This window comes from Bradyrhizobium sp. UFLA05-108 (assembly GCF_059803455.1).
This window is the reverse complement of sequence record NZ_JBANAZ010000057.1, coordinates 22,865-38,140: the sequence shown is the minus strand read 5'-3', so window position 1 is coordinate 38,140 and position 15,276 is coordinate 22,865. Positions and strand designations below refer to the sequence as shown.

Genomic DNA, 15,276 nt, shown 5'->3' with positions numbered 1-15,276 from the left:
ACGAGCTCCGGGTGGGAAAGAAGCTGCGCATCTTGCGAGGCGCAGGCCTGCCGTCAAGGGCCAAGGCGAAGCGGCGCAGGGCTGTTATGCGACGCGATAACAAGGCTTTATCGCTTGGCGCTGAATTAATTTATTGGACTTGCAGGCGCATTTACGCGAAGCAAAGGGCAGCGGGAACCAAAGGAGTCTCCCGCGATTTCCAAAGGGCCGATTTCGACAGCTCATGGCCGCGACGCTTCCCCCGCCCCGCCTTCTGCCCAGCGGCGACAGTGCCGTCACGGTCGAGTTCAGCCGGACCATCGACGACGCGGCCAATCAGCGCGTGTTGGCGCTCGACCGGGCGCTCACCGAAGCCGGCATCGACGGCGTCACCGAGGCGGTCCCGACTTATCGCTCGCTGCTGGTGCACTACGATCCCGGCCGGATCGCCTTTGATGCACTGAGCGAAAAGCTGCTTGCGCTTGCAAGCCAGCCGCGGCCGCGCTCGGCAAAAGCGCGCCGCTGGCGCATTCCCGTGGCCTATGGCGGCGAGCACGGCATCGATCTCGAGGATGTCGCCAAGACGCTGAACACCACACCCGACGACATCGTGGCCCGCCATATCGCCGGCGACTATCGCGTCGCCATGATCGGCTTCACCCCGGGCTGGTCCTATCTCAGCGGCCTCGAAAAATCCCTGCACATGTCGCGGCGGCAGAATCCGCGACTCTTGACGCCCGCCGGAACGATCGCGATCGGCGGCGTTCAAACCGGCGTGCAATGCCTGGCCGGTCCCAGCGGCTGGCACCTGTTGGGGCGCACCCCCGTGCGGACCTATCAGCTCCACCGGAATCCCACCTTCCTCACCGAACCCGGTGATCGCGTGACGTTTTTTGCCATCGACCCTAAGACCTTTGCGGAGCAGGACTGCGCCGCCGAAGCGGGCGAGATCATTGCGGAGCTGACGACGTCATGAGTCGGCTCATTGTCGCCAGCATCGGCCCGGCCAGCTCCGTCCAGGACGGCGGACGGCCGGGCTCGCAGCGCTATGGCCTCACGCCGAGCGGCGCGATGGACCGGCTGGCGCTGGCGACCGCCAACTGCCTGGTCGGCAACGATCTGTTCGCGGCCGCTGTCGAGATCGGCCCGTTCGGCGTCTCATTCATCGCGCGCGACGGTGCGGTGCGCGTCGCGCTCGCGGGCGCCCCGCGCAATGCGGATATCGCCGGCAAGCCTGTGGCGAACGAGACCTCGATGACGCTGAAGGATGGCGAGACGCTGACGCTCGGCTTCGCCCGCGGTGGCGCGTTCAGCTATCTCGCGATCGAAGGGGCTGTCCGAGGCGAGCCCGTGTTCGGCAGCCTCGCAGTGAACGCCCGCGCCGGGCTCGGCAGCCCCTACCCGCGCCCGCTCCAGGCTGGCGACGAGTTCGGCGTCGCGGTCGCAAGCGGCGGGCCTGAGCAGCGGATCGAATTGCCGAAGCCAACGAGCGGTCCGATCCGCGTCGTGCTGGGGCCGCAGGACGACGAATTCGATGACGCCAACAAGGCGCTGTTCCTGTCGAGCGACTGGAAGATCTCCGCGACCTCGGACCGCATGGGTTACCGGCTCGAAGGCCCGGTGATCAAACATCTCCACGGCCACAACATCGTCTCCGACGGCACGGTCAATGGCAGCATCCAGGTGCCGGGCAACGGCGCGCCGATCGTCCTGATGATGGACCGCGGCACCAGCGGCGGCTATCCGAAGATCGCAACGGTCATCTCCGCCGATCTCGGCCGCCTCGCCCAGACCTCTGCCGGCACCGCGTTCCGCTTCAAGGCGATCAGCATGACCGAAGCGCAGGACGAGGCCCGGAAATTCGCGCAGCTCCTGCGCCGCCTGCCCGATCGGTTACGCGCGGCGGACACCGTGGAGCTCAACATCGATGCCCTGCACGATGCTAATGTCGCGGGCTACGCGGTGAACGCTGTCGATGCCGGGACGTGGCAGGTTTCGGCGGAGTCGTAACGGAACCAGAGGTGGAGAGCACCCATGACGACGATCGATCTCAACTGCGACCTCGGTGAGGGATTTGGCGCTTGGGAGATGGGCAACGACGCCGCGATGCTCGAGCTTGCGACATCGGTCAACGTCGCCTGCGGCTTCCATGCCGGCGATCCCGACATCATGCGGCGGACGGTTGAGCTCGCGAAGGCGCGCGGTGTCTCGATCGGCGCGCATCCCGGCTATCGCGACCTGCACGGCTTTGGCCGGCATCCGATCCTCGGGCTGAAATCGTCCGAGATCGAAAACCTCGTCGCCTACCAGATCGGCGCGCTCCAGGCCATCGCGACCGCGGCCGGCCACAAGGTCACGCATGTGAAAGCGCATGGCGCGCTCTCCAACGTCGCATGCGAGGACGACATGACCGCAAAGGCGATCGCAGCCGGGATCAAGGCCGTCGACCCCTCGCTGATCTTTGTTGTGCTTGCCAACTCGAAGCTGGTGAAGGCCGGCGAGGACGCGAACCTGCCGATGGTGCACGAGGTGTTCGCCGACCGCGCCTATGAGGACGACGGCAACCTGGTCTCGCGCAAGAAGGCCGGCGCGGTGTTGCACGATGCCAAGGCGATCGCCGATCGCGTCGTGCGCATGGTGCAGGACGGCGCCGTGATCTCGGTCACCGGCAAGGTCATCAAGATGCGGATGGATACGGTGTGCATCCACGGCGACACGCAAGGCGCGGTTGATATCGCGCGCAATCTGCGTCAGGCGTTGAAGGATGCGGGGATTGCGGTAGCGCCATTCAAGCGCGCCGCGTGAGCCTTGCTCGGTGCCGCAGGGTGGGCAAAGCAAAGCTGCCCACCTCTTCTGTCTCATGACCGGAAGGATGGTGGGCACGGCGCAAGTGCGCCTTTGCTCACCCAAAATCAGAACGGGTGCACCGACAGTGTGCCGAAGATGATGGCCGCGATGACCGCAAAGGCGCTGTAGAGCGCCACATGGTGCATGCTCGCCCCGGTCCGCCGGGAGAGCGAGCGCGCGTAAAAATGCAGCCTCGCTTCCGCCGATAGTTCGCGCATGGTCGATCTCCAACGCCCCATTTGCGGAGATATGAAGGAGCAATCGCGGCGTCGGACAAGATGGTGGCGGAAATAGCGACGGCGGTTCTCTTCAGAACCGCCGTCGTAGAGTAAAATTCTCTTCACCCATGGGTTCCGAGAATCTTATTCGCTCAACCTTTAAGCCAATGGAACCGGTTCCTGCACGCTAATAGACATCCGCCTGGAACCTGCCCTTCTTCTTGAGGTCGGCAACGAAGCTCACGGCCTCGTCCGTGGAACGTGCGCCGAATTGGGCGACGATGTCGACCAGCGCACGCTCGACGTCCTTGGCCATGCGCTTGGCATCGCCACAGATGTAGAGATGCGCGCCTTCGGCCAGCCACGTCCAGACCTCGCGGCCGAGCTCGCGCATGCGATCCTGCACGTAAAACTTCTTCTCGCCGTCGCGCGACCAGGCGAGCGACAGACGCGTTAACAAGCCCGCCGTCTTCAGCGCGTTGAGCTCGTCGCGATAGAAGAAATCGCAGTCGCTGCGCTGGTGGCCGAAAAACAGCCAGTTCTTGCCCGGCGCGCCGGTCGCCTTGCGGTCGAGCAGGAAGGCGCGGAACGGTGCAACGCCGGTGCCGGGACCGACCATGATGATCGGCGTCTTCGGATCCTGCGGCAGCGCAAAGCCGTGCGCCTTCTGCACATAGACCTTCAGTTTCTCGCCTTCGGTGATGCGCTCGCCGAGGAAGGTCGACGCGACGCCGAGGCGCTTGCGCTTGCCGATGACGTAACGCACGGAATCGACGGTCAGCGACAGCTTTCCGGGCGACGCATTGTGCGAGGACGAGATCGAGTAGAGCCGCGGCTGCAAGGGCTCCAGCGCTTCGACGAAGGCTTCGGGATGCGGTCGGCAGCCGGAGAATTTTTGCAGCGCTGCCATGACGTCGAGCGTTGCGGCATCGCCATCGGGATCCTCACCCTGCGCCAACGCCCGTGCCTTCTCGCGCTGCGCGCCGCCGGTGATGAAAGAAAGCAGCTCGAACAGCTTGTCCGGCGCCGGCGACAGCGAGACGTCCTCGACCAACGCCTCGCGCAGCGTCTTGCCGTTGACCTGCGTGGTGTGGGAGGCGCCAAGCAGCGCGATTATCTGGTCGACCAGGCCGAGGTCGTTGCGCGCAAACACGCCGAAGGAATCGCCGACGACATAGTCGAGCTTGCTGTCGGAGAGATCGAACTCGATGTGATAGGTCTCCTTCTCCGAGCCCTGCTTGTTGAGGAGGCGTCGCGACAGGAATACGGCTTCAGCCGGATTTTCGCGGGCGCGACCCAGCTCGGCCTTTACTTCGGGCGCAGCCGGTGCGGCCGCTGCCGGCGATGCACCGCCCCCAGGAGGTTTCGCTGCCGGCGCCTTGTCCAGCTCCTCAAAGAGCTGCTTCAGCATCCGCGCGGTGTCCTTGCCGCCTGGAGCGCAGAGGTTGAGACGGGCTTCGCTCTTCTTGGCGATGGCGTTGGAATAGTCGGCACAATTGTAGCCGCACTGGCCGCAATCCTGCTGCGCCATCGCCGCCATCATGCGGCGGCGGAGCGGACGCCCTTCCGCAAGCTTCATGCGATCGCCGATTGGCATCGCCGGATCGTGCCAGGGCGCCTCGCCGTCATCGCCATCGCCCTGGGGCGCGAGCACCGCACCGTTTTCGGCCGGCGACAGCGGCGTCGAGCCGTCGAGGCCGAACATGCCCACGAGAAATCCATTCAGCCACAGCCGCTGCCCTTCGCTGAAAGGCGCGTTCGGCGGGATGATCTCGAGTTTCGGTGGGACAGGCATCTGGGTCATGCTGTTGCTTCCGCTCCGGCCAGTTTGCGCAGGGCTTCGCCGTCATGGCGACGAGAGAAGGTAAGGAACGTTTCTTCCGGCGAGGCGCGGTTGGCGAGATAGGCCTTCAAGAGACCCTCGACGAGCCTGGGCGCGTCCTCGGCCTTCACGTCGTGATAGACCTCCTGCCCGATATCGGCATCGGGACCGAAGCCGCCACCGGTGAAGAGGTGATAACCCTCAACCGTGTCCTCCTCCGTGGCGCCCGGCACCTTGGCCGCGATCAGGCCGATGTCGGAAATGTAGTGCTGCGCGCAGGAGTGGTGGCAACCGGTGAGATGGATGTTGAGCGGCGTGTCCAGCTTCACTCGCTCATCGCACCAGTCCCCGATCGCGGCAGCGTGGCGCTTGGTATCGGAGGCGGCGAACTTGCAGCCGGCATTGCCGGTGCAGGCGATCAGGCCGGCGCGGACTTGAGAGACCTGCGTGGCGAGGCCGAGCTTCTCGATGGCCGCGGTCACCAGCGCCACGTTCTCGTCCTGGACGCCCGAGATCAGAAAGTTCTGCCAGACGGTCAGGCGGATATCGCCGTCGCCGAGATCCTGGGCGATCTTGCCTATGCCGCGCATCTGCTCGCAGGTGAGCTTGCCGACCGGAAGCGCGACACCGACCCAGTTGTGACCCGCCTGCTTCTGCTTGTGCACCCCAATATGGGCCATGCGATCGAAAGCCGGACGCGGTGCGATCGCATCCGACGGCACGCGCGTGAACGGTTTCTTCAGCCGTTCCTCCACGAGCTTGAGAAACTGATCGTGCCCCATATTGTCGAGCACATATTTCAGCCGCGCCTTGGTGCGGTTGGTGCGGTCGCCATGCTCGATGAAGACGCGCACGATGGCGTCGGCAACTGCAGTGGCGTCCTCGGGACGAACGACGATGTCAGAATATTTTGCGAAATCCCTGTGGCCGGTGATGCCGCCGATGCCGAGCCGGAACCAGACGCCCGCGTCGACGCCAAAGCCGTCCTTCACCTCGACCGCGGAGAACGCGATGTCGTTGGTCTCTTCCAGCACCGCGATGCGGCCCGCGCCGTCGAAGGCGACGTTGAATTTGCGCGGCAAGCCGTAGAGCGAGCGGTCGTTGAGGATGTGGTAGTGCCATTCGCGCGCGTAAGCGCGCGTGTCGATCAGCTCCTGCGGATCGATGCCAGCGGTCGGCGTGCCCGTGACGTTGCGGATGTTGTCCGCGCCGGAACCGCGCGAGCATAGGCCGATGTCCTGGATGCCCTCGATGAGCGCGACCGCGTTCTTCGGCTCGATCTCACGGATCTGGAAGTTGGCGCGCGTGGTCACGTGGGTGTAACCGCCACCATAGGCTTCGGCGAGATCGGCAAGGCCCGAGAGCTGCCAGTGCTTCAGGATACCGTTCGGAATGCGCAGGCGCGCCATGTAGGAGGTCTGCGCCGGCGCGACCCAGAAGATGCCGTAGTAGCGCCAGCGGAAATTGTCCGCCGGCGTCGGATTTGCGTTGTTACGCGCCTGGTCCTTCAGCCGCTCATACCCGTCGAAGGGATGCAGCTCCCGCTTGAACTTCTCCTGGTCGGCGAGCTTCTTGCCCGCCGCAGTGAGCTTGTCCTGCGCCTTGATGGCGGCGGCATCGGGACCGGTCGGCTCCGAGGGCGCGCCGCCAGCGACAAAGGCGCGGCCGACACGTCCGACCTGGAGGCCGGACATGAAGCCTTCGAGATAGCGCTTCTGCTCGTCGGAGAAGTCGGCCGTGGGTGCTGTGTCGAGTTTCATGGGGTAACGGGACCTACTCTGCTGGCTGAACCGCGACCTGCGCCACTTCGGCTGCCGGCTTCGCGGGCTTGTACGTTGCGTAGAGGGCAAGGCCGGTGAAGACAAAGCCGCCGACGAGATTGCCGAGCGCCACGGGAATCTGATTCCAGAGCCACCAGTCGGTGACGGACACTTTCGCGCCGAGCAGCATTCCGGTCGGGATAACGAACATGTTGACGACGGCGTGCTCGAAGCCGAGCGCGAAGAACAGGAAGATCGGCAGCCAGGTCGCCGCGATCTTGCCGACTGTCGAAGTCGAGGTCATCGCCATGACGACGCCGAGGCAGACCAGCCAGTTGCAGAGAATCGCCTTGACGAAGACGGAGACCATGCCGGCGGTGCCGATCGCGGCATTGCCGATCGTCTTGGCTTCCGCCACCGCAACGATGCGTGCGGCGACGCCGGCGACCTCGACCTTGCCCATGTTGGTGAGCGAGATCGCAATCAGGGCACCGAAGGCGAGGCTGCCGAGCAGATTGGCGACGAAGACCCAAGACCAGTTGGCGATCACCGCATTCCAGGTGGCTTTGCCCTCGAGCCGGGCGAGCGGCACGATGGCGAAGCTGCCGGTGACGAGTTCGAGCCCGAGCAGAACGATCATCACGAGGCTGACGGGAAAGATGAGTGCGCCGACGATCGGCTGGCCGGTGGTCACCGCGCCGGTGAGGGCGAGGGTCGTGGCGGCACCAAGCAATGCTCCCGAGATCGCGCCTCGGATCAGGAGGTCGCGCGGCCCGAGCGCAAGCTTCTTCAAGCTGGCATCGACCATCGAGGCCACAACATCAGAGGGTTTTGAATAATCCATATCGAAGCTCCAGCACCGCGCAGGGCGGCCACAACGGGTTGAAACGACGTTGATCGCTGGGAGCACGATTTCAGGCGCACGTGGCCTGGCCGGAACCCGGGGCGATCCGATCAGCCTCGTTGCTGCGGAAATCCATCATGGACTTGGAGCCGCCGGCTTCCACGCCGGTCGGCTTACTCCTCCTATTCAAGGAGTGTGCCAACGCAGCATAATTCTGGAATTCGAGCAAAATCAGTTGGTTACATTTGGGTGCACTGCATGAAATGGATCAGCATTCATGCTGCTTCAGGCAGCAATGGCCCAAAGTTTAAGCTTCGAATCGTGGCGCCTAATGTTTGAGCAGGATCTAACGGACGCGGTGCGTAACCTCGAAGGAGGCGAGATACCCGGCCAGATCTTCGGGGTCAAAGGCCGGTCCAGCGAAGGCCCCGAACGAGCTGGCCGAGGCCTCCTTGCCGCCTCCCCCGGCGTCCACTGCGGCGTCATAGAGGTCAGGCCGAAACACCCCCATGGCCGTCTTCAGCGCCGCCTCGCTCAGCGCGGTCTGCCCCCAGCGTACCATCTGCGCATAGAGCCAGGCGGCTTGGACTGGGTCGGGGCGCCCTGCCCCCTCACGGCCGACCAGGAGATAGCGGCCGCTTTCGCGCAGGGTGCCGTCAGGCGCGATCTTCAGCCGGCCATCGAGGGTCCGCTGAATGACCTGGGCATCGACGCCGATCCGCTCCGGCTGCGCCAGGATGCGCGCGGCCTCGTTGCGGTTGTCGGGATGCTCAATGAAGGCTGCGGCCTTCTCCGCCGCGCGCACCAGCGCGGCCACCACATCCGGATTCTTCTCCGACCAGGTCTGGCGCATGGCCAGCACCTTCTCCGCGGCACGGACCAGGATGTCGGAGGAGAAATGCAGGATATGGCCGATGCCGAGATCGACCGCGACCGAATTCCAGGGCGCGCCGACGCAGAACGCATCGACATGGCCGTTGGCGAGGCTGTCGACCATGTAGGGTGGCGGCAGCACCACGAGGCGCACGTCCTCGTCGGGATCGACGCCGGCCGCCGCCATCCAGAACCTGAGCTGGTAGTTATGGGTCGAGAATGGGAAGGTCATGCCAAAGGTCAGCGGCTCAGCCCCTGCCTGGCGCCGTTTCGCCACCACGCGCGAGAGCGCTTTGGCGGTCGCCATCGGATCGAAGCGGTCGCCGTCGATCTGCTCCATCAGCGCGGCATGCAGCGCGGGCGAGATAGTGATGGCATTGCCATTGATGCCAAGGTTGAAGGGGGCTGCGATCGGCACCTTGACGTGGCCAAGCCCGAGCGAGGACGCGATCGCGACGGGCGCGAGCAGATGCGCTGCATCGAACAGTCCGATATTGAGCTTGTCGCGGACGTTGGACCAGGAGACCTCGCGCACCAGCTCGACCTCGAGCCCTTCGGCCGCGGTAAACCCCTTGTCGACGGCAACGATCAGCGCTGCGGCATCGACCAGCGGGATGAACCCTATGCGGAGCGGTCCGGTCATTTCAGCATCTCCGACGCGGTGATGATCGACTGGGCGATCTCGCCGATCTTCTTCTTCTCGCGCATCGCGGTGGAGCGCATCAGCACATAGGCCTCGTCTTCGGTCAGGCCCTTCACCCGCATCAATATGCCCTTGGCACGCTCGATGACCTTGCGGTCCTCGAGCTGCGACTTGGTGCGCTCCAGCTCCTCCTGGAGTTTCGCGAAGGCGTTGAAGCGGGACACGCAGAGGTCGAGGATCGGCTTGATGCGCTCTTTCTTCAGCCCGTCGACGATGTAGGCCGATACCCCCGCCTCCACGGAGGCCTGGATCGAGGCCGAATCACTCTGGTCGACGAACATCGCGATCGGCCGGCGAACGGCGCGGCTGACCTGGAACATCTGTTCCAGGACGTCGCGACTGGGGTTTTCCAGATCGATCAGGATGATATCGGGGTCAACGGCATAGATGCGCGCCAACAGGCTCTGCATCTCCCTGATATGAACGACCTGGGTGAAGCCCGCCTCCCGCAACCCCTCCTCGAGGATCGCGGCCCGGATCGGGCTTTCGTCGACAATCACAATTTTAGGCGACTGTTCGGCGCTCATCGCTCACTCACCACCCGGCGAGGCATCCATAGCACGCCGGAGCCCCATGCAAAGGGTTGTAATTGTGGGCAATTAGGACTAGCTGCAGGCGGTCAATCAGGCAGATTTAGGTATGGATCAGACGGCTGCGCCCAAGGTCAGCTTCGTTTCGCTCGGGTGCCCCAAGGCATTGGTGGATTCCGAGCGCATCATCACGCGCCTGCGCGCCGAGGGCTACGAGCTCGCCCGCAAGCATGACGGGGCCGATATCGTCATCGTCAACACCTGCGGCTTCCTCGACAGCGCCAAGCAGGAATCGCTTTCGGCGATCGGCGAGGCCATGGCCGAGAACGGCAAGGTGATCGTGACCGGCTGCATGGGCGCCGAGCCCGAGCAGATCGAGCAGGCCTATCCCGGCGTGCTGTCGATTACGGGGCCGCAGCAATACGAATCCGTGCTCGATGCCGTGCACCGGGCGCTGCCGCCGGCGCACAATCCGCATCTCGACCTGGTGCCGCCGCAGGGCATCAAGCTGACGCCGCGCCACTACGCCTATTTGAAGATCTCCGAGGGCTGCAACAACCGCTGCACCTTCTGCATCATCCCGAAGCTGCGCGGCGACCTGGTGTCCCGCCCCGCCAATGACGTGCTGCGCGAAGCCGAGCGGCTGGTCGGCGCCGGCGTCAAGGAGCTGCTCGTCATCTCGCAGGACACATCGGCCTATGGCGTCGACGTGAAGTATGCCGAGAGCCAGTGGAAGGACCGCCAGGTCCGCGCCAGATTCCTCGACCTCGCGCGCGAGCTCGGCGAGTTCGGGGCCTGGGTGCGGCTGCAATATGTCTACCCCTACCCGCATGTCGACGAGGTCATCGCGCTGATGACCGAGGGCAAGGTGCTGCCCTATCTCGACATCCCCTTTCAGCACGCGAGCCCAGACGTCCTCAAAGCGATGAAGCGGCCGGCGGCGCAGGACAAGACGCTGGCGCGGATCAAGCGCTGGCGTGAGGAATCTCCCGATCTCGCTTTGCGTTCGACCTTCATCGTCGGCTTCCCCGGCGAGACCGATTCGGACTTCGCCTATCTGCTCGACTGGCTCGATGAAGCCGAGATCGATCGCGTCGGCTGCTTCAAATACGAGCCGGTCGCGGGTGCAACCTCCAACGCGCTGCCCGGCGCCGTGCCGGATGAGGTAAAGCAGGAGCGCTATAACGCGCTGATGGCGCGCCAGCAGAAGATTTCGGCACGACGGCTCAAGCGCAAGGTCGGCACGCGCCAGCAGGTCATCATCGACGAGGTTGGCCCGACCGTTGCGAAGGGTCGCTCCAGGTCGGACGCGCCGGAGATCGACGGCGCCGTTTATCTGTCGAGCCGCCGTCCCTTGCGCGTCGGCGAGATCGTCACCGCCAAGATCGAGCGCGCCGACGCCTACGATCTGCACGGCAGCGTCGCCGGATTTTGATCTTCACCCGAGCGCGCCCCGCGTTACGCGGCGCGCACGGCTTTCAGGAACCCGGCCACCTTGTCGCGCAGCGCAACTGCATGTCGTGACAATTCACCGGCAGCTCCGAGCATGTCATTGGCAGCAGTGCCCGTGGCATCGATCGTGCGCGTGACGGCATTGATATTTGCGGAGACGCCGCTGGTGCCTGCCGCCGCTTGGCTCACGGAGCGCGCGATCTCCTGCGTCGCATGACCTTGCTGCTCGACGGCAATGGCAATCGTCTTGCCGATATCGCTGATCTGTCCAATCGTGCCGCCAATTCCCTGGATGGCCGCAACAGTATCGTCCGTTGCACGTTGCATGGCGCTGATATGAGCGCTGATCTCTTCGGTCGCCTTGGCGGTCTGGCTGGACAGGCTCTTGACCTCGGCAGCGACGACCGCGAAACCGCGACCGGCATCACCGGCTCGCGCCGCCTCGATCGTGGCGTTCAAGGCCAGAAGATTGGTCTGGCTTGCGATCGCATTGATCATCTCGGTGACCGCTCCGATCTTGGCCGCTGCCTCCGACAGGCTCTTCACGAGATCATTGGTGCGTGCGGACGCCTCCACCGCTTCGGCAGCAATGTTCGAGGAGGTCGTGACCTGGCGGTTGATCTCGGCAACCGAGCTCGACAGCTCTTCGGTCGCACCAGCCACCGACTGAACATTGGTCGATGCCTCGGATGATGCAGCTGCGACGGTCGAAACGCGTTGCGCAGCGTTCTCGGCAGTCGAGCTGAGCGAGCCCGCCGTCACCTCTACGTCCTTGGCAGCCGACGACACGGCATTGGCAATGGAGCCGATGGTTTCCTCGAATTCGCCGGCAAGGTTGGCGATGGCGCGCTTCTTCTCTTCCCGCGCGGCAATCAGCTCCGATAAGTCCCGCCGATAGCTGATGACGACGGGCTGGCCATCGATCTCTGCGGGAACGAGCGTGACCTGCACCGGGACCATCTGCCCATCCGCGCGGCGCGTGATCCATTCGAAGCGGGCGTGGCCGTCCTTCATCGCCCGCGCAAGCGTCTCCTTGACGTACTCCGACGAGCGGCGGCCATCCGCCTGGAATTCGGGAGCCATATCGGCCGGCGAGCGCGACAACAGATCGGCCTTGCTGCGATAGCCGCCGAATCTGACCGCGGCCTCGTTACAGGCGATGATCTTGGGTCCCGCCAGCACCATGATCGCATCGACCGAACGTTCGAAAATTGCTTGCCAGATCTGGCCGTCGCGACCCTGGCTTGTCTGCCGCCCGAAGAATCTCATCCGCTCCCCCCAATTCGAAGCGGGCCAGTGAATAGCAAGAGAATATTGACCAAAAGCTTAATGGTCGCGAGCCGTTAGGGGCGAGGTCAGCCTGCGGCGAGCCAGGTCGGCACCCAACGCTCAGGCCGCGGTGCGCGGGCGAGGTCAGCCTTCGCCTCTGACAGCTCCGCCGGGACGTCGTCAATCGTCGGACGCTCGTCATAGTCGAAGCGCGGCATGACGCGGCCGTCGGCGTAGAGGCCAAAATCCATCGAATACCAAAGCCCGAGCTCCGGCTGCGCGCGGCGCATGTCGTCGCGCAATTCACGCAGCAACGGCTCGATCGCCTTCTCCTCCTTGAACGACTGCGGACCGGAACGCATGACCCGCGCCTGATATTGCGCGCCGACGATCGCGACCTCGAACCGTGTCTTGTCCCAGGGATTTTTGCCTTTCGGTAGATGCGCAGCGAGACGCCAGCCGAGTTCGGCCATCATCGGATGGTTCGCCCAATAGGTCTCGCGCTCCCTGCTCCATCTGTCGACGAAGCCACGAAAGTCGGGCAGGTCCGATGACGCCTCTTCCAGTGGCGTCACCCCGACATCGGAAAGTCGCCTCGCCAACCACTGCGCTAGCTCCACCGTCTCGCATTCCACCTCGTCGTTCGGCGCCAGATCATGCCACGCACGCTCGAACTCCTGCCTCGCGAGCTTGGCGATCAGCCGTGGCAATGACGGAGCAAGTATGTCGTATTCGCCTTCCGATCCAAGTCCCACGATGGGCGGATCGGCTCTGTCCAGGCCCTCGCCATACCAGGCGCCGACGGCCGAGCCGTCCGGCAGCCGCATGAACAGGGCGAACTTGTCGCGCAAGGGGCTGCTGTCGAAGACCGGAGCGGTATCGGCGAACTGTCCGCGCAGATCGAAGCAGCCGACGCTGCCCCAGGGACGCCCCTTCAGCCAGCCCGCAAAATCGAGCAGCAGGGGCGGCGCTTCGGTGCCGGGCGGAAAGGCTCGGCGGATGCTGTCGACGTCGATGCGATAGGAGGGTTCGGACAAGGGGGCCCGCCTGGCGGAATGGAGATGTCTTCTTGGTCGCGCAGGCCGCCGGCCTGGTTCGAACCAAACGGCGCCTGAGAGGTACAAACACGCGGGCGTGAAAATGGTTCGGCGCGGGCGCGATGGATGAAACCTGAATTTTGGGCTGATCTCAGGGCTTTTGCGGCCGTTCTCGCACTGCTGGTGCCCTCGCTCGCCGCCCCACGTCGAACGAAGGCGCAGACGCCCTCACCGTCCGAGCTGCGCGAACAGTGCTTCGCACGCGACATGATCCGCTTTTCGCGGCAAATCCTATTTGGCCAAGCGAGACTATAGCCACGTGTTCGCGCTGGGGCGTCGAGTAATCCGCAACCGCAGCGCGCGAGCAACATCGCGCCGTGCTTCGAGGTCGATCGCCGGCGCCGATTGGGGCGAAGACGACGGTGAAGAGTCGTCGCGATTCACCTGAAGCCGGCACCGCATCGACCGGCCCCCCTCGCGGAGCAGCTTGACAAACCCTGCCCTTCGGCTGTATGGCCGCGACCCATGACCTCTTCTCGGACCCACCGCCGCGCAGCTTTCCGTCGTCGCACCCGCGACGATGATGGGTTGCGCCATGTCCGACGACGCCGCTGAAGCACTGACATCAGCAGAGTTTTCGAGAAGGCCGCACCCGCAAAGTGCGGCCTTCTTGCTATTTCGCGCGTCTTTTTCCCGAAGATCGTCCCTGCCCCCAAGAGGAGTCTGATATGACCAACGCTACCCATCCGTATGATGCGCTGATGGACATCACCGCACGGCCGAAGGCCGTGTTCGTCCGCGGCGCGGGCTCCTACCTCTGGGACGACGGCCGCAAGCGCTATCTCGATTTCGTGCAGGGATGGGCGGTCAACTGCCTCGGCCATTCACCGCCGGCGGTCGCCGATGCGCTTGCGGCTCAGGCCAAGCGACTGCTGACGCCGAGCCCCGCCTTCTACAACGAGCCGAGCCTCAAGCTCGCGCAGGCGCTGGTCGAGAACAGTTGCTTCGACCGGGTGTTCTTCGCCAATTCCGGCGCGGAGGCCAATGAGGGCGCGATCAAGCTGGCCCGGAAATATGGCAGCCGGCACAAGGGCGGTGCGTTCGAGATCATCACCTTCGCGGGCGGCTTCCACGGCCGCACTCTCGCTACCATGTCGGCGTCGGGCAAGAAGGCATTTGAACCGCTGTTCGAGCCGAAAGTCTCAGGCTTCAAGAAGGCGACGCTGAACGACATCGCCTCCGTCGAAGCGCTCATCACCGCGAACACCGTGGCCGTGATGCTCGAGCCGATTCAGGGCGAAGCTGGCGTGTGGCCGGCGACCGACAAGTTCTTGCAGGAGCTGCGCGCGCTCACCAAGGCGCATGGTCTCCTGCTGATCTTCGACGAGATCCAGACCGGCATGGGCCGGACCGGAAAGCTCTTCCACTACGAGCATGCCGGGATTGCGCCCGACATCATGACGCTGGGCAAGGGCATCGGAGGCGGCGTGCCACTCGCCGCCCTGCTTGCGACCGAACAAGCCTCATGCTTCGAGCATGGCGATCAAGGCGGGACGTTCAACGGCAACCCCGTGATGTGCGCCGCCGGGCTCGCCGTATTCGAAGAGGTCGGCAAGCCGGAATTTTTGAAGGCCGTCGCCGACACGGGTCTGCTGCTCGAAAGCGAGTTGCAGAAGGTCTCGGCGCGGCACGGCCTCGGCGAGGTGCGCGGCCGCGGCCTGCTTCTGGCGCTCGACCTGAAATTGCCGATCGCATCTGCCATCGTCGCACAGGCATTTGAAGAGGGCGTCCTCCTCAACGCGCCGCAAGTCGACACGCTACGCTTCATGCCGGCCCTCAACGTGACGCGCGAGGAGATCGCCGAAATGATCGATTGCCTTGATGCGATTTTGACCAAGGCGGGCGCGGCACGGAGGGTGGCGTAGCGTAGGCATATCCACTC

The 15,276-nt window shown here is 64.4% G+C and carries 13 protein-coding genes; 5 read left to right on the top strand and 8 right to left on the bottom strand.

Annotated elements, in window-relative coordinates; translation table 11 throughout:
- Positions 1-223: 223 nt before the first annotated feature.
- The 3 genes from pxpB to SO140_RS32870 are packed head-to-tail and all read left to right on the top strand — an operon-like array spanning position 224 to position 2,784.
- A complete protein-coding gene (pxpB, locus tag SO140_RS32880) occupies positions 224-955 on the top strand; it encodes a 5-oxoprolinase subunit PxpB (protein ID WP_449381703.1) in 732 nt (243 codons plus the stop codon).
- Positions 952-1,989 carry a 5-oxoprolinase subunit C family protein gene (locus SO140_RS32875; protein WP_449381704.1) on the top strand — a complete coding sequence of 346 codons (1,038 nt, stop codon included), beginning with the start codon at positions 952-954 and terminating at the stop codon, positions 1,987-1,989. Before pxpB ends, SO140_RS32875 begins: the two co-directional genes overlap by 4 nt.
- Positions 1,990-2,013: 24 nt before the next feature.
- A complete protein-coding gene (locus SO140_RS32870; protein WP_449381705.1) occupies positions 2,014-2,784 on the top strand; it encodes a LamB/YcsF family protein in 771 nt (256 codons plus the stop codon).
- Positions 2,785-2,891: 107 nt separating this feature from the next.
- Here the strand turns inward: SO140_RS32870 and SO140_RS32865 are convergent, their stop codons facing one another.
- From SO140_RS32865 to SO140_RS32840, 6 genes are all read right to left on the bottom strand, one after another.
- Positions 2,892-3,044 (bottom strand): hypothetical protein, encoded by a 153-nt coding sequence (locus tag SO140_RS32865; RefSeq protein ID WP_449381706.1) that lies wholly within the window; start codon positions 3,042-3,044, stop codon positions 2,892-2,894.
- Positions 3,045-3,231: 187 nt separating this feature from the next.
- Entirely contained in the window at positions 3,232-4,848 is a 1,617-nt protein-coding gene (locus tag SO140_RS32860) for a sulfite reductase subunit alpha (RefSeq protein WP_449381707.1), read from the bottom strand.
- The gene (locus tag SO140_RS32855) at positions 4,845-6,626 is read right to left on the bottom strand and encodes a NirA family protein (RefSeq protein WP_449381708.1); all 1,782 of its coding nucleotides are present in this window, start codon (positions 6,624-6,626) and stop codon (positions 4,845-4,847) included. The genes SO140_RS32860 and SO140_RS32855 overlap by 4 nt, the downstream gene beginning before the upstream one ends.
- 13 nt (positions 6,627-6,639) lie before the next feature.
- Positions 6,640-7,470, bottom strand: a complete 831-nt coding sequence (locus SO140_RS32850; protein WP_498543607.1) for a formate/nitrite transporter family protein — start codon at positions 7,468-7,470, stop codon at positions 6,640-6,642.
- Between the two features lie 346 nt (positions 7,471-7,816).
- Entirely contained in the window at positions 7,817-8,986 is a 1,170-nt protein-coding gene (locus SO140_RS32845; RefSeq protein ID WP_449381710.1) for a CmpA/NrtA family ABC transporter substrate-binding protein, read from the bottom strand.
- Positions 8,983-9,573, bottom strand: a complete 591-nt coding sequence (locus SO140_RS32840) for an ANTAR domain-containing response regulator (RefSeq protein WP_449381711.1) — start codon at positions 9,571-9,573, stop codon at positions 8,983-8,985. The genes SO140_RS32845 and SO140_RS32840 overlap by 4 nt, the downstream gene beginning before the upstream one ends.
- A 112-nt stretch (positions 9,574-9,685) precedes the next feature.
- Here SO140_RS32840 and rimO point away from each other — a divergent pair, with 112 nt between their 5' ends.
- The gene (gene rimO / locus SO140_RS32835; protein WP_449381712.1) at positions 9,686-11,011 is read left to right on the top strand and encodes a 30S ribosomal protein S12 methylthiotransferase RimO; all 1,326 of its coding nucleotides are present in this window, start codon (positions 9,686-9,688) and stop codon (positions 11,009-11,011) included.
- A 23-nt stretch (positions 11,012-11,034) separates the two neighbouring features.
- On the opposite strand, the gene SO140_RS32830 is transcribed toward rimO, so the two are convergent.
- Positions 11,035-12,297, bottom strand: a complete 1,263-nt coding sequence (locus tag SO140_RS32830) for a methyl-accepting chemotaxis protein (RefSeq protein ID WP_449381713.1) — start codon at positions 12,295-12,297, stop codon at positions 11,035-11,037.
- An 86-nt stretch (positions 12,298-12,383) separates the two neighbouring features.
- Positions 12,384-13,334, bottom strand: a complete 951-nt coding sequence (locus SO140_RS32825; RefSeq protein ID WP_449381714.1) for a hypothetical protein — start codon at positions 13,332-13,334, stop codon at positions 12,384-12,386.
- A 728-nt stretch (positions 13,335-14,062) separates the two neighbouring features.
- On the opposite strand from SO140_RS32825, the gene SO140_RS32820 reads away from it, so the two are divergent.
- On the top strand, positions 14,063-15,259 hold the full coding sequence (locus SO140_RS32820) for an acetylornithine transaminase (RefSeq protein ID WP_449381715.1): 1,197 nt from the start codon (positions 14,063-14,065) through the stop codon (positions 15,257-15,259).
- Positions 15,260-15,276: the final 17 nt, after the last annotated feature.

What these genes read in the sequence shown, in the direction of transcription:
- SO140_RS32820 (WP_449381715.1), top strand. Translation starts at nt 14,063, where the DNA reads ATGACCAACGCTACCCATCCGTATGATGCGCTGATGGACATCACCGCA.
- SO140_RS32870 (WP_449381705.1), top strand. Translation starts at nt 2,014, where the DNA reads ATGACGACGATCGATCTCAACTGCGACCTCGGTGAGGGATTTGGCGCT.
- SO140_RS32850 (WP_498543607.1), bottom strand. Translation starts at nt 7,470, where the DNA reads ATGGATTATTCAAAACCCTCTGATGTTGTGGCCTCGATGGTCGATGCC.
- SO140_RS32845 (WP_449381710.1), bottom strand. Translation starts at nt 8,986, where the DNA reads ATGACCGGACCGCTCCGCATAGGGTTCATCCCGCTGGTCGATGCCGCA.
- pxpB (WP_449381703.1), top strand. Translation starts at nt 224, where the DNA reads ATGGCCGCGACGCTTCCCCCGCCCCGCCTTCTGCCCAGCGGCGACAGT.
- SO140_RS32875 (WP_449381704.1), top strand. Translation starts at nt 952, where the DNA reads ATGAGTCGGCTCATTGTCGCCAGCATCGGCCCGGCCAGCTCCGTCCAG.
- SO140_RS32865 (WP_449381706.1), bottom strand. Translation starts at nt 3,044, where the DNA reads ATGCGCGAACTATCGGCGGAAGCGAGGCTGCATTTTTACGCGCGCTCG.
- rimO (WP_449381712.1), top strand. Translation starts at nt 9,686, where the DNA reads ATGGATCAGACGGCTGCGCCCAAGGTCAGCTTCGTTTCGCTCGGGTGC.
- SO140_RS32860 (WP_449381707.1), bottom strand. Translation starts at nt 4,848, where the DNA reads ATGACCCAGATGCCTGTCCCACCGAAACTCGAGATCATCCCGCCGAAC.
- SO140_RS32830 (WP_449381713.1), bottom strand. Translation starts at nt 12,297, where the DNA reads ATGAGATTCTTCGGGCGGCAGACAAGCCAGGGTCGCGACGGCCAGATC.
- SO140_RS32855 (WP_449381708.1), bottom strand. Translation starts at nt 6,626, where the DNA reads ATGAAACTCGACACAGCACCCACGGCCGACTTCTCCGACGAGCAGAAG.
- SO140_RS32840 (WP_449381711.1), bottom strand. Translation starts at nt 9,573, where the DNA reads ATGAGCGCCGAACAGTCGCCTAAAATTGTGATTGTCGACGAAAGCCCG.